The following is a 20,751-nucleotide window of genomic DNA, read 5'->3' on the forward strand; positions in this document are numbered from 1 at the left end:
CCGCGCAGTGAACTCCTCGACCTGGTCGCGGCAGGCGTGATCCAGATGGGTCAGCCGCCAGCGCAACTAGCAAAGCGCGGAGACCGCCCTGGAAGGGTGCCGAATCAAGGCGACGGTCTCTGTTTGACGACGCGTGACGGGACCCAGCCACACCCGGAGGGCACAACAGCTTCGCGCGGGTTCAACGGCAACCAACGCCAGCAAACGTCAACCTGCCTGGACAGCGACGTAGATTGACAGTCTCCGCAGATGATGCACCACGGGGCGGCACCTCCGTGGCGAATGCCGCCTCGATGGGGGATTCACCGCTGGCAGCGTCCGAACGTCACGACGTAGGTGCCGGCGCCGGGCGACGAGGCCCCGGCCCGGTCCGCCGAGCCGGGCTGGGCCCACGGGCCTATCTCGCGCAGCGACGGCTTGAGGATGATGGCGCGGTGGGCTGGGCTGTTCATCCACCAGTTGACGGCGGCCTGCGGCGTTCCCGATCCGCCCCACCCGGTGTACGTGATCTCGTTGAACTCCCACGAGCGGGGGTTGGGACAGTATCCGGCCGCCTGGATGCGGCTCTGCGGTGTCGAGCCGGTTCGGGGGTTGCGGTGCGGGTCCTTGCCCGGTCCCCACCACTTCAGCTGGACGGCCGCGACAGCATGCTGCTGGGCCGCGTTCGTCAGGGCCTGGCTAATGGTGAGGGAAGGCAGCCCGCGCTGTGTGCGCTGCGCGTTGATCAGGCACATCACGGCAGCCCTCGCCTGGGTGACCGTCCCGGCAGTCGGGGCCCGGTTGGCGGCGGCCGAGTCGCAGGTCAGGGCCGCCGCGGGCGGAGCCGCCACGACAGGGAAGAGCGTGGCCGACAGGGCGGCAGCCGCGGCAGTGCTCAGCAGTTTTCCGGTGCGCGACATGTGGCTTTGCACGGATACTCCACCTCCTGCGAACACGAACGGTGTCGTCATCCAGGCTGCCATCGGCCCTGCCCCGTCGCCATCCGAGGCCGCGGATCGGGCGTGCCGCTCGCGGATGCGCTTCCTGGATGCCGTGACCCCAACCTGGTGAACGGGAGCGTGTTCGATGGTGAACGGGCCTCTTGGCAGAGACGAGGTTGTCGATCAACTCTCCGCCCGAGTAGGCCCGTTGCTGTTCCAGTGCAACGCCGGCAAACGCCAACTTGCCTGGTCAGCGGCGTAGGTTGACAGTCTCCGCAGATGATGCACGACGGGGCGGCACCTCCGCACAAGGTGCCGCCCCGTTTCTTTCGTGCGCCGGAGCCGTCGGCCGTCGGTGAGGGTCGGGGTTGACCGTCGGCGGCTCCGGAGTTCCGGCGGGCTAGCGGTGGTCGCTGCCCTTCGCCGTCGACGCCGCGCGGCCCGCCTCCAGGCGTGCCACCGGGATCCGGAAGGGGGAGCAGGACACGTAGTCCAGTCCCACCTCGTGGAAGAAGTGGACGGACTCGGGGTCGCCGCCGTGTTCGCCGCAGACGCCGAGCTTCAGGTCGGGGCGGGTGGCGCGGCCGGCCTGCACGGCCGACTTCACCAGGGAACCCACACCGTCCTTGTCGATGGTCTCGAAGGGGGAGACGCCGAAGATCCCCTTCTCCAGGTACGCGGTGAAGAAGCTCGCCTCCACGTCGTCCCGGGAGAAGCCCCAGACGGTCTGCGTGAGGTCGTTCGTACCGAAGGAGAAGAACTCGGCGGCCTCGGCGATCTGACCGGCGGTCAGGGCGGCCCGCGGGAGTTCGATCATCGTGCCGATGGCGAGCCTGAGGTTCGTGCCGGCAGCCGCCTGTACCTCCGAGATGACCTGGTCGGCCTCCTCGCGGACGATCTCCAGCTCCTGGACCGTACCGACGAGGGGGATCATGATCTCGGCCCGCGGGTCGCCCTTGGCGTTCTTGCGCTCGGCCGCCGCCTCCGCGATCGCCCGTACCTGCATGGTGAACAGGCCGGGGATGACCAAGCCGAGGCGTACGCCGCGCAGACCCAGCATCGGGTTCTGCTCGTGCAGGCGGTGCACGGCCTGGAGCAGGCGCAGGTCGTTCTCGTTGGCGTCGCCGCGCGACTCGGCCAGGGCCACCCGTACGGACAGTTCGGTCACGTCCGGCAGGAACTCGTGCAGCGGCGGGTCCAGGAGGCGGATCGTCACCGGGAGGCCGTCCATCGCCTCGAAGAGTTCGACGAAGTCCCGCTTCTGGAGGGGCAGGAGCTCCTTGAGGGAGTCCTCGCGCTCCGCCTCCGTGTCGGCCAGGATCAGGCGCTCGACCAGTTCGCGCCGGTCGCCGAGGAACATGTGCTCGGTGCGGCACAGGCCGATGCCCTGCGCGCCGAAGCGGCGGGCACGGAGGGCGTCCTCCGCGTTGTCCGCGTTGGCGCGGACGCGCAGGCGGCGGACCCGGTCCGCGTACGCCATGATCCGGTGGACGGCCGCGACCAGCTCGTCCGCGTCGTCGGCGCCCGCGTGCATCCGGCCCTCGAAGTACTCGACGACCGGGGAGGGCACGACCGGGACCTCGCCCAGGTAGACCTTGCCCGTCGAGCCGTCGATCGAGACGACGTCACCCTCCTCGATGACCACTCCGCCCGGGGCCGTCATCCGGCGCCGCTTGGTGTCGACCTCGAGCTCCTCGGCGCCGCACACGCACGTCTTGCCCATGCCGCGCGCCACGACGGCGGCGTGCGAGGTCTTGCCGCCACGCGAGGTCAGGATGCCCTCGGCCGCGATCATGCCGTCCAGGTCGTCGGGGTTGGTCTCACGGCGGATCAGGATGACCTTCTCGCCCGAACGCGACCACTTGATCGCGGTGTACGAGTCGAAGACCGCCTTGCCGACCGCCGCGCCCGGCGACGCCGCGATGCCCCGGCCGATCTGGTCGACCTTCGCCTGGTCGTCGAAGCGCGGGAACATCAGCTGCGCGAGCTGGGCGCCCGTCACACGCTGGAGTGCCTCCGCCTCGTCGATCAGGCCCTGGTCCACCAGCTGCGTGGCGATACGGAAGGCCGCACCGGCGGTGCGCTTGCCGACGCGGGTCTGGAGCATCCACAGCTGGCCGCGCTCGATGGTGAACTCGATGTCGCAGAGATCCTTGTAGTGGTTCTCCAGGGTCTCCATGATCTGCATCAGCTGGTCGTACGACTTCTTGTCGATCGACTCCAGCTCGGCGAGCGGGACCGTGTTGCGGATGCCCGCGACCACGTCCTCACCCTGGGCGTTCTGGAGGTAGTCGCCGTACACGCCCTGGTGGCCGGATGCGGGGTCGCGCGTGAACGCCACACCCGTGCCCGAGTCGGGGCCTAGGTTGCCGAAGACCATCGAACAGACGTTGACCGCGGTGCCGAGGTCGTGCGGGATGCGCTCCTGGCGGCGGTAGAGCTTGGCGCGGTCGGTGTTCCAGGAGTCGAAGACCGCGTGGATCGCGAGGTCCATCTGCTCGCGTGGGTCCTGCGGGAAGTCCCGGCCGGCCTCGGCCTTGACGATCCTCTTGAACTTGGTGACCAGCTTCTTGAGGTCCGCGGCCTCCAGCTCCGTGTCGACCGTGACCTTCTTGGCCGTCTTCGCCGCGTCCAGCGCGTCCTCGAAGAGCTCGCCGTCGACGCCGAGGACCGTCTTGCCGAACATCTGGATGAGGCGGCGGTACGAGTCCCACGCGAAGCGGTCGTCGCCTGCCTGCTTGGCGAGGCCCTGGACCGACTTGTCGGAGAGGCCGATGTTCAGCACGGTGTCCATCATGCCCGGCATGGAGAACTTCGCCCCGGAACGGACGGATACGAGGAGGGGGTCGTCGGCCTGGCCGAGCTTCTTGCCCATCGTCGCTTCGAGGGCCTCGAGGTGCGCGCTCACCTCGTCACGCAGTGCCGCCGGCTCCTCGCCACTGCCGAGGTAGGTCTTGCACGCCTCGGTGGTGATGGTGAAGCCCGGAGGGACGGGAAGGCCCAGGTTGGTCATCTCGGCGAGGTTCGCACCCTTGCCGCCGAGGAGGTCCTTGAGGTCCCTGTTGCCTTCGGTGAAGTCGTAAACGAACTTCGTACCCTCAACGCCGCTGTCGCCGCTCTCGGCTACATGGGGATCTTTGTTTTCCGACACGAGTCTCGACTCCTCGACGTCGCGGTGGCTGCCCTGACGGCGAGGAACATACCCAGATCGAAGGCGCCTGGGTACGTCTACTTGCACGTCATACGCCTGTAACCACCCGTCCGCCACTCGATTGAAAGTCAAGCCTTGGCAAGCGGCCACGGGGAGATGTTTTCACTTCTTGAACGAATCGACGCCCTCAGAGGGAAGTATACGCTCAGATGAGCGGTAGCTGACACGTCTGAGTTTAATCGATGAACGATCAACGGGTGGCACTGAGTGCCACCCCTTAGGGAAGTGCAGTCGCCCAAGATCCGCTCATCTGAGCGCCACTCCTATCAAGGGTGGCGAGAATCACGCAGTGAAGACGGCCCGAATTTCATCATGCGGACCACGATGTGGACGCGACGCGGACGCGACACACGGATGTCACACGCCCCGCCACCCGTGTGCGTCACACAGGCGTCACACACCCAGCGCCGCCAGCCGTTCCTCCACCCGCTCCGGCGCGTACAGGTACTCCACGACCAGCGCACCGGCCCCCACCAGCCCCGCCCGCTCCCCGAGCCGCGAGGTCACCACGTCCAGATGAGCGGTCGAACGCGGCAGCGCCCGCTGGTACAGCAGCTCGCGCACACCCGTGAGGAACGGGGTTCCGGCCAAATCCCCGGCGATCATCAGCACACCCGGGTTGAGCAGGGTCACCACGGTCGCGAGTACGTCCCCGACCTGGCGCCCCGCCTCCCGCGCGAGCGCCATCGCCTCCGGGTGCCCGGCCGTCAGCAGGTCGCGCACATCCGAGCCGGAGGTGGCCGGGACACCGGACTCGGCGAGCCTGCGCGCCACCGCGCCACCGCTCGCGACGGCGGCCAGACAGCCGTACGAACCGCACCGGCACAGCGCGTCCGCGCCCACCCGGATGTGCCCGATGTCCCCGGCGCCCCCGTCGACGCCCCGGTAGATGGCGCCGCCGACGACCATGCCCGCACCGATACCGGTGGAGACCTTGACCAGGGCGAACGCCGAACAGTCCGGATAACCGGTGCGCTGTTCCCCGTACGCCATGAGGTTGGCGTCGTTGTCGACGAGTACGGGGATCCGGGCGCCGCTCCGGGTGACCCCGGCGCCCGTGGCACCACCCGCACCACCCGCGCTACCGGCACCACCGGCGCTCTTGATGCCGGCATGCTCGGCGAAGGCACGTCCCAGACGCCCGCGTATGTCGTAGCCGTCCCAGCCGGGCATGATCGGCGGCTGCACCACCTTGCCGGTGTCGGTGTCGACCGGGCCCGGCACCGCGATCCCGATCCCGCACACCGCGTCCGCGCGTTGCCCGGCCTTCTCCAGCAACTCGGCGAACCAACGACCGAGTTCGCCCAGTACGGCGTCCGGGCCGTCCTCGATGCGCAGGCTTCCGTGGTGCTCGGCCTGGATCTCGCCGCTCAGCGAGACGACGGCGGCCCGGCCGTGCCGGGTGTCGAGATCGGCGGCGAGGACGACGGCGTGTTCGTCGTCGAACTCGAGGGTGATCGAGGGCCGACCGCCCTGGGGGGAGTCCACCCGGCCGCCCGCGCCCTCGCGCAGCCAGCCCGCGCGGAAGAGCCGGTCGAGGCGCTGGCCGACCGTGGCCCGCGACAGACCGGTGGCCTGCTGCAGCGCGCCGCGCGTCGTGGCACGCCCGCTGCGCACCAGTTCGAGCAGTTCCCCGGCGCTTGCCTGATGCCCGGCCCTCATGGCCTTCGCCGCCCTTCCCGCCGTCCCCGCCATGTCTGTCATGCCCAACCCCTTGCGCTCACCAACTCTGCATTACATATTGAGTTTTGCGTGTTAAATAGACGTAACCCTACGGTAGCTAGTGCCGAACCGATCGGCCGGACGTCTTCGGGGAGACCTGAGTGGACCGCACAACCCAACTCACCATCCGCCGCACGGGGACCACCGCCCCCGCGCGCACCTCGGGTTCCCCCGCTCCGCCCGGTTCGCACGAGATCACCCACTCCGGTGCGCACGTATACGATCCCGACCGGCCGACCGGGTCGCTGCACCTCAGGGCCGCCCGGGTGCTCGAAGGCAACTGGACGGGAACGTCCACGGTTCCCTCGCACGGCCTGTATCCGCACCAGTGGTCCTGGGACTCCGCCTTCATCGCGATCGGCCTGCGCCACCTGTCCCCCTTGAGGGCGCAGACGGAACTGGAGACGCTGCTCGGCGCCCAATGGGGTGACGGCCGGATCCCGCACATCGTGTTCAACCCCTCCGTCCCGCTCGACGCCTACTTCCCGAGCCCCGACTTCTGGCGCTCCTCGACCGCGGGGCGCGCTGCGGGCGCCCCGCGCACCGTACAGACGTCGGGCATCGTGCAGCCACCGGTGCACGCGCTCGCCGCCTGGCTGGTGCACCAGGCCGACCCGGGTCTGTCCCGGTCGCGTTCCTTCCTCTCCCGGATGTATCCCCGGCTGGCCGCCTGGCACCGCTATCTGCTGCACCGGCGGGACCTGGGCGGCGGCGGGCTCGCCTCCGTGGTCCACCCGTGGGAGCAGGGCATGGACAACAGCCCGTGCTGGGACGCCCCGCTCAGCCGCGTCACCCCGGCCGCGCCGCGCTCCTTCCGCCGCGCCGACCTCGACCACGGGTCCGCGGAGGACCGGCCGACGGACCTCGACTACGGCCGGTACGTGCGACTCGCGACGGACTACCGGGACGGCGGGTACGCCGACGGCGCCGGCGAGTTCGCCGTCGAGGACCCGGCGTTCAACGCGCTGCTGATCGCCTCCGAGCACGCGCTCGCCGCGATCGCGCAGGAACTGGGCGCGGCGGGGACGGCGCGGCACGCGCGCGCGGAACGGTTGACTGCGGCACTGGTGGAACGCCTGTGGGACCCGGCGGAGGGGATGTTCTTCTGCCGGGATGTGTATGGCGGGGATGGGGGCGACCGGGTCGAGAGCGGTGCTCTCGGTTCGGAGCGGCGCTCTTCCGAGAGCGGTGCTCACGGGTCGGAGCGGGGCTCTCGGAGCGGTGCTCTCGCGCCGGAGCAGCGCTCCACCGAGAGCAGTGCTCACGCTTCGGATCGGCGCTCCCGCCAGAGCGGTGCTCACACTTCGGAGCAGCGCTCTCGCACCGGAGCGCTCATCCCCGAGCGCAGCGTGGCCGGGCTGCTCCCGCTCATCGTCCCCGCACTCCCCCGCGACATCGCCGCCACCCTGGTCCGCACGGCGGGCGGGCCGCACTTCGGGCTCGGCGGGGTCGCCCGGCTGGCGCCGAGCTACGACCTGACCGGGCACGCCTTCGACCCGCACCGCTACTGGCGCGGCCCGGCGTGGTTCAACACGAACTGGCTGCTGGAGCGCGGGCTGCGGCTGCACGGGGAGCACGGGCGCGCGGAGGAGTTGCGGGCGGCGCTGCTGGAGACGGCCGACACGTCCGGGTTCGCGGAGTACGTGGATCCGTACACCGGCGAGGCCTGCGGCGCGCTCGGCTTCAGCTGGACGGCCGCGCTGACGCTGGACCTGCTGCACGAGCCCGCGCGAGCCGACCAGGCGGAGCGGGCGGATCGGGTGGATCGGGTGGATCAGTCGACGCACGTCGTGTCCCATCCGGGGTACCGCGCGTTCGACAGCGTGCACGGCACGCCGCCACACACATCGCACGCATCACACACGACACATACGCCACACACGCCACACAGTTCATTCGAGACGGGCGCCAAGGGAGGGGACCGGGGATGACGGACCGGCATCATCTGCTCGTGCACGGTGGGACGTTCGCCGCCGTGGGCGACGGCGGGGACATCAGCGGGGTGCGCAGCGGCAGCTCCCCGGACGGGTTATTCGTACGGGACGCCCGGCACCTCAGCCGCTGGCAGCTGACTGTCGACGGCGCGGTGCCCGAGGCGCTGACGCCGGTCGCGGACGGCGACACGGCGCGCTGCGTCCTCGTCCCGCGCGGCGGGCGCAACGAACCGCCCGCGTACACGCTCTTCCGTGAACAGGCCGTCACCGACGGCGCGTTCGTGGAGGCGCTGCGCGTCACCAGCAACCGCCCGTCGCCCACGACCGTGCGCATCGCGCTCACCGTGGACGCCGACTTCACGGACCAGTTCGAGCTGCGCTCCGACTACCGTACGTACGCCAAGATCGGCGCCGTGCGAGGGCGTCAGGTCCTCGATGACGGGGTGGAGTTCAGCTACCAGCGCGGGGAGTGGCGGTCCTGTACGACGGTCACCTCCGAGCCGCCGCCGGACGGGGTCGAGGAGACCGGCACCGGCGCCCGTCGCCTCGTATGGACCCTGGACCTCGAACCGCACGCCTCGGCGGAGCTGGCACTGCGCGTGGCGGCCCGCCCGCACGGGGCGCTGAAGGACCCGGAGGTGCCCGCCTCACCCTCCGCGGCGAATGAACGACTCCTCGCGCTGGAGGGCGAGTTCGCGGACGGCGTGCCCTTCCCGACCGGCTGGCCGGAGCTGGCCGCGGCCTGTGCGCGCGGGCTGTCCGATCTCGCGGTGCTCCAGGTCCCGGCGACGGGCCCGGACGGGGAGGAGCTGCGGGTGCCGGCGGCCGGAGTGCCGTGGTTCCTCACGCTCCTGGGCCGCGACGCCCTGCTGACCTCCCTGTTCGCGCTCCCCTACCGCCCCGAGCTCGCCGCCGCCACGCTGCCCGCGCTCGCCGCGACGCAGGCGGTCGAGGTGGGAGCGGGTGCGGTGGCCCAGCCCGGCAAGATCGTGCACGAGGTGCGGCACGGTGAGCTGGCGCACTTCGGGCAGGTGCCGTACGGGCGGTACTACGGATCGGTGGACGCGACGCCGCTGTTCCTGGTGCTGCTCGGCGCGTACACCGAGCAGACGGGTGACCCGGCTCTGGCCCGGCGGCTGGAGGCGAACGCCCGGGCGGCGATCGGCTGGATGCTGGACCACGGCGGTCTGACCTCCGTCGGCTATCTCGTCTACCGCGCGGACGGCGGCGGCCTCGCCAACCAGAACTGGAAGGACTCCCCCGGCGCGATCTGTTCCGCCGACGGGAGCCGTCCCAGTGGGCCGGTGATGGCCGCGGGCGCGCAGGGATACGCGTACGACGCGCTGCGCCGCACCGCCCACCTGGCCCGTACGGTCTGGGGCGACGAGGTCTACGCCGCTCTGCTCGAACAGGCGGCGGGCGACCTCCGTGACCGTTTCCAGCGGGACTTCTGGATGAGTGAACACGCCTTCCCCGCGCTGGCGTTGGACGGTGACGGCCGTCAGGTCGACGCCCTCGCCTCGGACGCCGGGCACCTGCTGTGGTCGGGGCTGCTCGACAAGGAGTACGGCGAACTGGTCGGCCGCCGCCTGCTGGAGCCGGACTTCTTCTCCGGCTGGGGTGTGCGCACCCTGGCCGCCGGCCAGCCGGCGTACCACCCGTTGTCGTACCACCGCGGTTCGGTCTGGCCGCACGACAACGCGTTGATCACGCTGGGGCTGTCCCGCTACGGCCTGCACGACGAGGCCCGGACGGTCGCCCACGCGCTCGTCGACGCCGCCACGGTCGCCGGCCACCGGCTGCCGGAGGTCCTCGCGGGGTACGGCCGCGAGACACACGGGGAGCCGGTGCCTTATCCGCATGCGTGCGTACGGGAGTCCCGTTCGGCGGCGGCACCACTCGCGTTGCTCACGGCGGTCGGGGGCGCTTGAGGCCGGAAGTCGGGTGCGGGTTCTTGGGGGCTGGTCGCGCAGTTCCCCGCGCCCCTTTCGGGGCGCTTGAGGGAGCCCCCGGCCCCCGACAGGAGAGTCAGCCCCCGGACGTGTCCAGTTCCGCGTCCTCGCCGATGCCCGCGCAGTCGTACGGGTCCTTGAGCCAGCCGTCCGGCAGGACGACCCGGTTGTTGCCGGACGTGCGGCCGCGCGGGCCGTCCGCGCCCGTCGGCCAGGGCTGGTCGAGGTCCAGCTCGGCGAGGCCGTCGGAGAGTTCGGCGAGGGACGACGTGATCGCGAGCCGCTTGCGCATTTCGGAGCCGACCGCGAAGCCCTTCAGGTACCAGGCCACGTGCTTGCGGAAGTCGATGACGCCGCGCGCCTCGTCGCCGATCCACTCGCCGAGCAGGGTGGCGTGGCGGACCATGACGGCCGCGACCTCGCGCAGGGTCGGGCGGGCGTAGGCGTCCTGGCGCCCCTCGAAGGCGGCCACCAGGTCGCCGAACAGCCACGGCCTGCCGAGGCAGCCGCGCCCGACCACGACCCCGTCGCAGCCGGTCTCGCGCACCATCCGCAGCGCGTCCTCCGCCGACCAGATGTCGCCGTTGCCGAGGACGGGGATCTCCGGCACGTGCTCCTTGAGGCGTGCGATGGCGTCCCAGTCGGCCGTGCCGCCGTAGTGCTGGGCGGCGGTGCGGCCGTGCAGGGCGATGGCGGTGACGCCCTCCTCGACGGCGATCCGTCCGGCGTCGAGGAACGTCACGTGGTCGTCGTCGATGCCCTTGCGCATCTTCATCGTCACCGGGAGGTCGCCCGCCCCGCTGACGGCCTCGCGCAGGATCGCCCGCAGGAGGTTGCGCTTGTACGGGAGGGCGGAGCCGCCGCCCTTGCGGGTGACCTTCGGGACCGGGCAGCCGAAGTTCAGGTCGATGTGGTCGGCGAGGCCCTCCTCCGCGATCATGCGGACGGCCTTGCCGACGGTCGCCGGGTCCACGCCGTACAGCTGGATCGAGCGCGGCTTCTCGGTCGCGTCGAAGTGGATCAGCTGCATGGTCTTCTCGTTGCGCTCGACCAGCGCCCGCGTGGTGATCATCTCGCTGACGAACAGGCCCTTGCCGCCGCTGAACTCGCGGCACAGCGTGCGGAACGGCGCGTTCGTGATCCCGGCCATGGGGGCGAGGACGACGGGCGGCTGGACGGTGTGGGGGCCGATCGACAGCGGGGTGGCGGGGGCGAGGGCGGTCGTGGACATTCCCCCATTGTCGCGTACGCGGACGGGTGCGATGACTGTGGTGCCGGTCATGGATGAGTGCGGTGCGCAACAGAGGAAGGTCAGGGAGGGGCAGGGGAGGGTGAGGGGAGAGTCAGGGAGGGTCAGGGGATGGTCATTAGTTAGACACACTATCGACACGGGCGTAGGCTGTAGGAATGCCCGAGCTCAGTCCCCGCCACCGGCTTCTCGTCCTCGCGATCTGCTGCATGAGCCTGCTGATCGTGAGCCTCGACAACACGGTCCTGAACGTCGCTCTCCCCTCGATGCAGAAGGAACTGCACGCGAGCGTGGCGGGCCTCCAGTGGACCATCGACGCGTACACGCTGGTCCTGGCGTCACTGTTGATGCTCGCGGGCTCGACCGCCGACCGCATCGGCCGCCGCCGGGTCTTCAAAGCGGGCCTGGTGATCTTCACCCTCGGCTCGGTCCTGTGCTCCGTCGCTCCGAACCTGGACTCGCTCGTCGCCTTCCGCATGGTGCAGGCGGTCGGCGGCTCGATGCTGAACCCGGTCGCGATGTCGATCATCACCAACACCTTCACGGACCCGCGCGAGCGCGCCCGCGCGATCGGCGTCTGGGGTGGTGTGGTCGGCATATCGATGGCCGCGGGTCCGATCGTCGGCGGCCTGCTCGTGGACTCGGTCGGCTGGCGGTCGATCTTCTGGATCAACCTCCCGGTCGGCCTCGCCGCGCTCCTGCTCACCTGGCGTTACGTCCCCGAGTCCCGCGCCCCCAAGGCCCGCCGCCCCGACCCGGTCGGGCAGCTCCTCGTCATCGCGCTGCTCGGCTCCCTGACGTACGCGATCATCGAGGCGCCCAACTCCGGCGCCCCCCAGACCCTCGCCTTCGGCGCGATCGCCGTCGCCGCGCTGCTCGGCCTGCTGTGGTACGAGCCCCGGCGCGCCGAACCCCTCATCGACCTGCGCTTCTTCCGTTCGGCGCCGTTCAGCGGGGCCACGGTCGTCGCCATCAGCGCGTTCGCCGCGCTCAGCGGGTTCCTGTTCCTCTCGACGCTCTATCTGCAGAACGTGCGCGGTCTGGACGCGCTGCACGCGGGCCTGTGGATGCTGCCCATGGCGGTCATGTGCTTCGTGTGCGCGCCGATCTCGGGGCGGCTGGTCGGCAACCGGGGGCCGCGGCTGCCCCTGCTGATCGCGGGGGTCTCGATGACCGCGAGCGGGATTCTCTTCGCCGCGTTCGAAGGCGAGACGTCGAACGTCACGCTCGTCATCGGGTACGTCCTCTTCGGCCTCGGCTTCGGCTTCGTGAACGCCCCCATCACCAACACCGCCGTCTCCGGCATGCCCCGCACCCAGGCCGGGGTCGCGGCCGCCGTCGCCTCCACCAGCCGCCAGATCGGCGGCACCCTCGGTGTCGCCGTGGTCGGCGCGGTCCTCGCCTCCGGCATCCAGGCCTCGGCGTACCGGGAGACGTTCGTGTCGGCCGCCCGCCCCGGCTGGTGGATCCTGGCCGGCTGCGGTCTCGCCGTGCTCGTCCTGGGCGCGCTGACCAGCGGACGCTGGGCACGCGGGACGGCCGAGCGGACGGCGCGGCAGCTGGAGTCGGCGGAGGTCCGGGACTCGGTGGGCGTCCGGGCCTAGGGCTGGCCTAGGGCCTGTCCGGCGGATCAAGTCGCAGGAAACGGACCGTGCCTCATCAACGCTGGTGAGCGGGGCTTGGTGCGTGCAGCTGCAAGGCGGAGGAGGGAGTCATGGCGGAGCCATGGCGACCGACGACAACGCCGCTGGGGGCACCCCCTGCTCGAAGAGCTTGGGGGAGGGCGTGCCAAGCCCCGCGTCTGCGGCATGATCCGCCGGACAGGCCCTAGGCGTGCCCCAGGCCCTGTAGGCCCAGGCGTGCTTGCTCCAGGCCCTGTCGGCCTAGGCGGCTTCCGTCTCCGCCGTCAGCGCGATCTCGTGCAGCTTCCTCAGGCGCTCGCGGTTCTGCTCGTCCATGGGGGCGTACGTCACCATGCGCGCGCCCATGTCGGGGGCCAGCCACAGGTCGATGTGGTCGAGGGTGAGCGGCCCGACGTACGGGTTCAGGAACTGCTTGGTCTTGCTGGGCACGCCGCCGAACACCTCGTAGCGCTCCCAGATCTCACGGAACTCCGCCGACTCCGTCCGCAGCCGCTTGACGAGCATCTTCCAGGCGGGCTCGCCGAGATGGCCGGCCATCGAGCCGCGCAGCTTGGCCGCCATCGTGCGCATGGTCTCGTCCAGGAGCACGATCGACTCGCGCCACTCCGGGTGGGTGTAGACGAGGACCATGCAGTTGCGGTCCTCGGGCGGTACGGCGTTGAGGTCGCGCATCATCAGCCTGGCGTACGTGCGGTTGTACGCCAGGATGTCGTAGCGGCTGTTCTGGATGCAGGCCGGGACCGGCTCCAGCTGGGACAGCATCTCGAGCAGGGCCGGGGTGATGGTCGGGCACCGCGCGGCGGGCGTGGGGTCGACGGCTCCGGCCAGCCGGAAGAGGTGGGCGCGCTCGCTGGAGTCGAGCAGCAGGGTGCGGGCCAGGGCGTCGAGGACCTGTTCGGAGACCTGGATGTCGCGGGCCTGTTCGAGCCAGGTGTACCAGGTGACGCCGACGGCGGAGAGCTGCGCGACCTCCTCGCGGCGCAGGCCCGGCGTGCGCCGGCGGCGGCCGCGGGGCAGTCCGACCTGCTCCGGTGTGATGCGCTCACGGCGGTTGCGCAGGAAGGCGGCGAGCTCGTGCCGCCGGATCTCGCTGCCGCGGGGGGCGGCGGAGCCGTGCGGCTCGGGGTCCACCGGCCGGGGGGACGTCACGGACACCGCCCGCTGAACGGGGTCGATGGCCGCCACCGGCCGGGGAGCGGTGCTCTCCTGCGTCATCGTCGTCATGCCTCCAGCCTGCCGTTCACCGGAACCTGTTGCCAGGTAGTGCTTCTACCAGGATAAGGACACTCTGGTACCAGTCTGAGGTCAGGAGAAGTCTGGAGGACGTGACCGAAACCGGAACTCTCAGGACTCCAGTCCGCTCGCCCTCCGCAGCACCCGTGCTCAGCGGCCTCGGCCTCTTCACCGTGCTGCTCGGAGCGGCACTGCCCCTCATCGACTTCTTCATCGTCAACGTAGCCCTCCCGACCATCGGCCGGGACCTGAACGCGAGCGAAGCCGTCCTCGAACTCGTCGTCGCCGGGTACGGAGTCGCGTACGCCGTCCTGCTCGTCCTGGGCGGCCGCCTCGGCGACCTCTTCGGGCGACGCCAGTTCTTCCTCGGCGGCATGGCGGCCTTCGGCCTGACCTCCCTGGCGTGCGGGCTCGCGCCCAGCGCCTGGACGCTGGTGGCGGCGCGCGTCGCACAGGGCGCGGCGTCCGCGGCGATGCTGCCGCAGGTGCTCGCCACCATCCAGGCGGCGACGGCGGGCCCGCGCCGCGCCAAGGCCATGGGCCTGTACGGGGCCACGGCCGGTCTGTCCATGGTGGCCGGGCAGATACTCGGCGGCCTCCTCGTCGCGGCGGACATCGCGGGCACCGGCTGGCGCGCGGTGTTCCTCGTGAACGTGCCCGTCGTGATCCTCGGCCTGATCCTGGCCACGCGCGCCGTCCCCGAGACGCGCTCGCAGCACCCGGAGCCGATCGACACCCCCGGCACGGTGCTGCTCGCCGTGTCCCTGCTCGCGCTCCTCGCCCCGCTCACCGAGGGCAGGGCGGCGGGCTGGCCCCTGTGGACCTGGCTGTCGCTCGCGCTGTTCCCCGTCGCGGCGGCGGCGTTCTACTTCGTCGAGCGCCGGGAGGACCGCCAGGGCCGTACGCCCCTGGTGCCGCCGAGCCTGTTCGCGCTGACCTCGCTCCGCCGGGGCCTGATCATGATCGTGCCGTTCTCGATCGGCTTCAGCGGCTTCATGTTCGTCATCGCGGTGGCGCTGCAGCGTGGTGCGGGCCTCGGTCCGGTCCCGGCGGGCCTGGCCCTGGCGCCGATGGCCGCGGTCTTCTTCGTCGTCTCCCTCTGCGGCCCCCGGCTGATCGCCCGCTACGGCACCCGGATCGTCACGGCAGGCGGGCTGATCCAGGCGGTGGGCGTGGCCCTCATCGCGCTGGCGGCGTGGCGGTCCTGGCCGGACCTGGGCGTGTGGCAGCTGCTGCCGGGCGCGGCGGTCGCGGGCGCGGGCCAGGCGCTCCAGCTCCCCGTCCTGATCCGGATCATCCTCTCCGAGGTGCCGTCCGCGCGGGCCGGCGTCGGCAGTGGCGTCATGGCCACCACCCAGCAGTCGGCCCTCGCCGTCGGCGTCGCCACCCTGGGCACCCTCTTCCTGTCCCTCGCCGCGAGCGACGGCATGCGGGACGCCCTCGTCACCACGCTCCTGGTCCAACTGGCGGGCGTGGTCCTGACGACGGCCCTGAGCCTGCGACTGCCGCGCACGATCAGCTGAGCTGCGGGTGCGGTTGGAGCAGTTCGAGCATCCGTTTCATGACGGGGACGGGCAAGGACGGGTGCCGGGCCGCGGGCTCCGCGGTGTCGGGGTCGCGCAGCAGCCGGACGACGACCCGAGCGGGCAACCGCGCGTGCCAGAAGGCCGCTTGGCGTATGTAGTCGTACGGGTCGTCCAACAGCCGTACCGCCGATGCCGCCGTCAGCCGCGGGTCCATCGCGGCCCGGTGTCTGACCTCGTCGTCCGGGTCCCGGCTGAACCGCTCCACCAGTTCGGGCGTCGACTCCGGGTCGTCCAGGGCCAGTTGGCGCATCCGCGGGTTCGGGTCGTCGGCGTGGCGTAGGAGGTCGTGGCGGGGGAAGTTCGGGTGTCCGTGCGGGCGGTCGGGGGTGCTGAGGCTGCCGGTCCACCACTGCCACACCCGCAGCAGCATGTCGGCGGGCGCGTCGTCGCAGGACTCGGCGAGGAAGAGCTGCACGACGCGGTCCTCGTCCCGGGCGAGGAGTTCCACGACGTCCGGCGGGAGGCGCTTGGCGAGGGCGACGCTGCGGCGTACGAGGGGGTGGGCGGAGGCGGCCAGGCGGCGCAGGGCGGCGGGGTCGTCGTGCAGGTCCAGGACCCAGTCGAGTGGGTAGTGGCGCAGGCGCGGATCGAACTCGATGTCGATGTCGGCCCGTTGTTCCTCGGTGAGGTCGGGTCGCGTGGAGACCGCGAAGCGGACGGACTCGTCCTCATCCCGGTCGAGGAGGGCCACCAGGTCCGGGTCGAGGCCCGGGCTGCCCGCGAGGGAACGACGCAGGGTGGGATCGCCGTGGTGGGCCAGGTGTTCGGCGAGGTCGCGCTCCAGACGGCAGGTCTTCACGGCACGGTCCTGGAACCCCCCCGTAGGCGGTGTCGGAGGCGAAGTCGGCGGTGAGGAAGACGGACCGGGGCATCGGATGATCCTGGTGGTGCCGGAGCAGGGCCTCCGCACGGACCTTGCCGCTGGGGTCACCGAGCAGCTTGTGCCGGGTCCCGCTCGGGAGGTGGGGCCAGGCCCGTGGGCAGGCCGCGGCCCGTACCGTCCACTCGGGGTCGGCGGCCAGCACGGTCAGCAGGTGCGTGGACAGCCCGGACAGGCGGGCGGTCTCCGCACGGATCCGGGCGGAGGGATCCACGGCGAGCCGCTCGTGCGCAGGTCCGGTGAGCTCGGCACGCCGCTCCGCCGCGAGCAGGGTGAGGATCCACCGGTGCCGCTCGTTCTGCTCGGCGAGGATCAGGCGGGTCCATTGATCGGCCGTGATGTTCTGCTGGACCTCGGCCAACCGCGCCCGTATCTGCCAGTCCGGGTGAACCATGGCGGCCTCCACGACCGCCGTCGGCATCGCGCCGTACATGAGGTAGGTGGACCGGCCCAGCAGACCGGCACGCAGGTCGTCGGGGGTGGCCGGGTTGAGCGCCAGCCCGTCCGCCCACGACGTGGGGAGCCCCTCCGAAGGGTCCAACCCCTCGAACGCCGACTCCCAGACAGCGGCGCGTTCCTCAGCGGTCTCCCGAGCCGTCACCCGCGCGGCCGCCTCCCGCCGCTCCTTCATCCCGGCCACGGCGACCAGCCGGATCCCGTCGCCCTCGGGTGCCGTCCCCAGCAGGCTGTCACCGTCCGTGGAGAGCGCGACGAACTTCGGCTCGCCGGGCCGTTCGCCCAGCACTCCGGCGAGGTCCCACCGGTCGGTGAGCCGGACCGGCGTCCAGTCCCAGGGCGCGCTGCCCCAGCGGTGGCCTGCGACGTCGATGAGGAAGACACCATCCTCGTCGAGGACCCCGTCCGCGACCGCCAGCCGGTGCCACTGCGCGTTGAACTCGCCGATCGGGTCCGCCCGGTCACCGGCCAAGCGCAGCACCCGCTCGGCGTCACCCGGAACGGCCACGCGCCACGCGAACCGGGGCGACGGCACCTCCTGAACCCGCCGCTCCCCGACGACTTCCAGCCCCGCCCGCCGCAACAGCTCCTCGAGCTCGGCTGTCCCACGCGTCATGAATACGACTCCTCACGGACGAAAGTGACGGACCAGGCAGAAGGGATGTCCTGCCGGATCGGCGTAGATGTGCCAGGTCCGGCCGTCGGAGACGTCGAGCGGTGTCGCACCCAGAGCCAGGACCTGTTCCCGCGCCCCATCCAGGTCGGGGACGCCGAAGTCCAGGTGGAACTGCTGGGGGTGGGCGGGATCGGGCCACTGCGGAGGCCGGTACTCCGTGGCCGGCACTCGCTGGAAGGCGAGCACGAGACCGGACGGGGTGTGCAGCGTCGACCAGGCCTCGCCGAGCGCCCAGCGCGGGTCGGGCCGGTTGACGCTGCCGCCGAGCAAGGCCTCGTAGAACTCGGCGAGTCGGAGCGGCTCGGGACAGTCCAGCACCACGCACTGCAGTTCGGCGATCACGCGCCGATCCTAGGTCAGCTCCCCGGGCGGGTCGGTGGGGCTGCCAGGATCTCCGACTGGTGGGCGCGGCGTAGGGCGTTCGTGACGAAACCGTTCGCCTTCAGTTCCTCGACGAGGTCGTGGAGGAAGCGGACGGTCTCGGGGTGGCGGGTCCTCGTCGTGCCGACCGCTTGGCGGATCTGCATGAACCGATCCTCGATCAGGCGGAGTTCGGGGTGTGCCGCGACGAACTCGGTCATCGGCTGCCTGATCCCGGCCGCGACCTCCAGCCCCTCGGCCCGAAACGCCTCGACCCCGTCCTCCCCGCGCACCACGCTCGCGTGCCGAAGCGTGCGGGAGAGGAAGAGGTCGTAGGCGGACCCGCGCTTCACACCGATCCGAACGCCGGGACGGTCGACCTCGGCGACGGTCGTGAGGTCCGAGTCGCGGGGGACGGCGTACACGCCCTCGATCACGACGTACGGCGCCGTGAACGCGACCTCGGCCTCCCGTGCGGGCTCGACGGCCAGGAAGCACAGGTCGGCACGGCCGTCCGCCATCGCCTCGTACGACTTGCGGGCCGCGTCGAAGCAGAGGAGTTCCACGGGGACGTCGAGACGGGCGGCGATCTCCCGCGCGAGGTCGACGGTGATGCCGGCCGGAGCCGCCGGTGTGCCCTGAGCCAGCACCGGATTGCCCAGGTTGATCGAGGCCCGCAGGGTGCCGTGGGGCGCGAGGTCCTTGGCGATGGCGGGAGTTCCGGTCGTCATGAGCGGAGTCTAGATCGGGGGGTGCGGCAGCGCGGAGGGTGGGCGGGTGGCGACGGACCGTGATCGCGTACGACCACGCGGTGAACTCGCGGCCGAAGAACCCCCGTTGATCTTCCCGATGCTGCACACTCCTTGCTGCGAAAGGCTTGCCGCCAACGCCTTGCCGGGCAAGCGGAGCGGTAACACCTGGAGGTGTCATGCTGCAGATCAACACGAGCAAGGTAAGCCGCTGGGACCAGCACGGCCGCGAGCACGTCGTCCATGTCCAGCGCGCCGGTGTACAGCGCACGATCAGATGCGACACCTGCGGCTGGCGCAAGGGCGCGCAGTTCCTGCCGTGGCTGAAGGCGGAGGAGCACCTCGCCGAGGCGCATCAGGCGACGGTGGACCCGACGGAGGGATAGCCCTCCACCGGGACCACCGGTTCGCCGGAACCACCAGTCCGCCGGGACCACCAGTCCGTCGGGGTCGTGAATTCAGTCGATTCGGCGGCGCAGTCCGCGCAGGATGAGGGTGACGACCGTCGAGAACTCGGCCTCGATGCCAGGCTGTTCCCACTCGTGGGCGTAAGCGGGGTCGTGGAAGCGGTTCGTGGCGTGGAAGACGGCGCGGGCCGTCGCGACGGAGTCGCCGTCCACGGTCATGAAGTCGCCCTCCATCACGCCGCGATGAATGATCTCCGAGAGCTGGTCGACCAGCTCGGCGACGTGCTCCTCGACCACCGCGCTCGCCTCGTCCAGCAGCACCGAGTACGTGGCGAACAGCTCGGGATCGTCGCCCGCCTTGTGCCGCTTGGCGGTGAACAGCGTCGCCAGCCAGTGTTCGAGCACCTCAGGGGGTGGCGCGGACGACGGCCTGGCGATCTCCGCGAGTATCTGCGACGTACGGTCCAGCCAGCGCTTCGTGACCGCCTCCCGCAGCGCCGCCTTCGTACGGAAGTGACGGTAGACGCTGCCGTGGCTGACGCCGAGCGCGCGGGCCACGTCCACCACGGTGGCCTTCGCGGGGCCGTGGCGGCGCAGCGCCTCCTCGGTCGCCTCGAGGATGCGCTCGGCGGTCAGTGCTTCGCTGGTCGGTGCCATGTCGAAAACCGTACCTGGCGGCACTGTCAGCGGTCGGTGCCGAGATGCGACATCTGCGCCGCCGGGTAGCGGTCGCCCGCGGCGGCGTCCGCCGGCACGGCCTGCTCGATCGCGGCGAGGTCGGCGTCGTCGAGCGTGACGTCCAGCGCGCCGAGCGCCTCCGTCAGCCGCTCCCGGGTCCGCGCGCCGACCAGCGGCACGATGTCCTCGCCCCGCGACAGCACCCACGCGATCGCGATCTGCGCCACGCTGACGCCCTTCTGCTCGGCGATCTTCCGCAGCGCCTCGACGAGGGAGAGGTTGTGCTGGAGGTTCTCGCCCTGGAAGCGGGGGCTCATGGAGCGGAAGTCGGTCGGGGCCAGCTGCCGGTCGGCCGTGAAGTGGCCGGAGATCAGTCCGCGGGACAGCACGCCGTACGCGGTGATCCCGATGCCCAGCTCACGGGTGGTCGGCAGGACCTCGTCCTCGATGCCGCGCGAGATCAGCGAGTACTCGATCTGGAGGTCGGCGATGGGGGCGGTGGCGGCGGCGCGGCGGATGGTTTCGGCGCCGACCTCGCTCAGGCCGATGTGCCTGACGTGCCCCTTCTCCACGAGCTCGGCGATCGCGCCGACCGTCTCCTCGATCGGGACGTTCGGGTCGAGCCGCGCGATCCGGTACACGTCGATGTGATCGACGCCCAGGCGCTGCAGCGAGTACGCAGCGAAGTTCCGCACCGCGGCGGGCCGGCCGTCGTATCCGGACCAGCCGCCGTCCGGGTCGCGCAGGGCGCCGAACTTGACGCTGGTCAGCGCCTGCGCGCGCAGGGCCGCCGGAGCCGCGCGCAGGGCCTCGCCGATCAGCATCTCGTTGTGGCCCATGGCGTAGAAGTCGCCGGTGTCGAGGAGCGTCACGCCTGCCTCGAGGGCGGCGTGGATGGTCGCGATGGACTCGGCCCGGTCCGCCTCGCCGTACAGCGCGGACATGCCCATGCAGCCGAGGCCGAGGGCGGAGACCTGGGGGCCGGTGGTTCCGAGGGGGCGGGTTTGCATGAGGACTCCCTGGTGTCCCTTGGAGGATTGGTGCCCTTTCACGATGGCATGACAGATGACAGATTTCAATATCTGTCATCTGTTA

Annotated in this window: 15 protein-coding genes; 5 read left to right on the forward strand and 10 right to left on the reverse strand. The window is 71.1% G+C overall.

Translation table 11 applies throughout. From position 1 onward, the window contains the following. Positions 1-302: 302 nt before the first annotated feature. The 3 genes from OG798_RS19925 to OG798_RS19935 all read right to left on the reverse strand — a co-directional run bounded on the left by OG798_RS19925 (position 303) and on the right by OG798_RS19935 (position 5,826). Complete coding sequence (locus OG798_RS19925; RefSeq protein ID WP_267061713.1) at positions 303-911, reverse strand: CAP domain-containing protein; 609 nt, start codon at positions 909-911, stop codon at positions 303-305. A gap of 409 nt (positions 912-1,320) precedes the next feature. Then, positions 1,321-4,071, reverse strand: a complete 2,751-nt coding sequence (ppdK, locus tag OG798_RS19930) for a pyruvate, phosphate dikinase (RefSeq protein WP_267061714.1) — start codon at positions 4,069-4,071, stop codon at positions 1,321-1,323. Positions 4,072-4,524: 453 nt separating this feature from the next. Next, a complete protein-coding gene (locus OG798_RS19935) occupies positions 4,525-5,826 on the reverse strand; it encodes an ROK family transcriptional regulator (RefSeq protein ID WP_328760055.1) in 1,302 nt (433 codons plus the stop codon). Between the two features lie 221 nt (positions 5,827-6,047). Here OG798_RS19935 and OG798_RS19940 point away from each other — a divergent pair, with 221 nt between their 5' ends. Then, on the forward strand, positions 6,048-7,784 hold the full coding sequence (locus OG798_RS19940) for an MGH1-like glycoside hydrolase domain-containing protein (protein ID WP_328760056.1): 1,737 nt from the start codon (positions 6,048-6,050) through the stop codon (positions 7,782-7,784). After that, positions 7,781-9,718, forward strand: coding sequence for an amylo-alpha-1,6-glucosidase (locus OG798_RS19945; RefSeq protein WP_095854787.1), 1,938 nt, complete (start codon positions 7,781-7,783; stop codon positions 9,716-9,718). Before OG798_RS19940 ends, OG798_RS19945 begins: the two co-directional genes overlap by 4 nt. Before the next feature lie 97 nt (positions 9,719-9,815). Here the strand turns inward: OG798_RS19945 and dusB are convergent, their stop codons facing one another. Continuing rightward, positions 9,816-10,970: a tRNA dihydrouridine synthase DusB gene (gene dusB / locus OG798_RS19950; protein WP_328757423.1), complete on the reverse strand. Its 1,155-nt coding sequence runs from the start codon at positions 10,968-10,970 to the stop codon at positions 9,816-9,818. Between the two features lie 176 nt (positions 10,971-11,146). Between dusB and OG798_RS19955 the strand changes: the two genes are divergently transcribed. Further along, positions 11,147-12,592, forward strand: a complete 1,446-nt coding sequence (locus tag OG798_RS19955; RefSeq protein WP_267061716.1) for an MFS transporter — start codon at positions 11,147-11,149, stop codon at positions 12,590-12,592. 279 nt (positions 12,593-12,871) lie between these two features. Here OG798_RS19955 and OG798_RS19960 read toward each other — a convergent pair whose 3' ends face one another. Continuing rightward, on the reverse strand, positions 12,872-13,855 hold the full coding sequence (locus tag OG798_RS19960; protein WP_267061717.1) for a helix-turn-helix transcriptional regulator: 984 nt from the start codon (positions 13,853-13,855) through the stop codon (positions 12,872-12,874). Positions 13,856-13,956: 101 nt separating this feature from the next. On the opposite strand from OG798_RS19960, the gene OG798_RS19965 reads away from it, so the two are divergent. Next, positions 13,957-15,387: an MFS transporter gene (locus OG798_RS19965; RefSeq protein ID WP_095854783.1), complete on the forward strand. Its 1,431-nt coding sequence runs from the start codon at positions 13,957-13,959 to the stop codon at positions 15,385-15,387. 731 nt (positions 15,388-16,118) lie between these two features. Here the strand turns inward: OG798_RS19965 and OG798_RS19970 are convergent. The 3 genes from OG798_RS19970 to OG798_RS19980 are packed head-to-tail and all read right to left on the reverse strand — an operon-like array spanning position 16,119 to position 18,553. Next, a complete protein-coding gene (locus OG798_RS19970; protein WP_328757425.1) occupies positions 16,119-17,402 on the reverse strand; it encodes a hypothetical protein in 1,284 nt (427 codons plus the stop codon). Between the two features lie 12 nt (positions 17,403-17,414). Then, positions 17,415-17,804, reverse strand: coding sequence for a VOC family protein (locus OG798_RS19975; RefSeq protein ID WP_095854781.1), 390 nt, complete (start codon positions 17,802-17,804; stop codon positions 17,415-17,417). A 14-nt stretch (positions 17,805-17,818) separates the two neighbouring features. Further along, a complete protein-coding gene (locus tag OG798_RS19980; protein ID WP_121416194.1) occupies positions 17,819-18,553 on the reverse strand; it encodes a transporter substrate-binding domain-containing protein in 735 nt (244 codons plus the stop codon). 197 nt (positions 18,554-18,750) lie between these two features. On the opposite strand from OG798_RS19980, the gene OG798_RS19985 reads away from it, so the two are divergent. Continuing rightward, positions 18,751-18,957, forward strand: a complete 207-nt coding sequence (locus tag OG798_RS19985) for a hypothetical protein (protein WP_054235491.1) — start codon at positions 18,751-18,753, stop codon at positions 18,955-18,957. A 72-nt stretch (positions 18,958-19,029) separates the two neighbouring features. On the opposite strand, the gene OG798_RS19990 is transcribed toward OG798_RS19985, so the two are convergent. Beyond that, positions 19,030-19,635: a TetR/AcrR family transcriptional regulator gene (locus tag OG798_RS19990; protein WP_095854779.1), complete on the reverse strand. Its 606-nt coding sequence runs from the start codon at positions 19,633-19,635 to the stop codon at positions 19,030-19,032. Positions 19,636-19,661: 26 nt separating this feature from the next. Beyond that, positions 19,662-20,666 carry an aldo/keto reductase gene (locus OG798_RS19995; RefSeq protein ID WP_267061719.1) on the reverse strand — a complete coding sequence of 335 codons (1,005 nt, stop codon included), beginning with the start codon at positions 20,664-20,666 and terminating at the stop codon, positions 19,662-19,664. Positions 20,667-20,751 lie beyond the last annotated feature (85 nt).

This window comes from Streptomyces sp. NBC_00271, assembly GCF_036178845.1.
Classification (GTDB): Bacteria; Actinomycetota; Actinomycetes; order Streptomycetales; family Streptomycetaceae; genus Streptomyces.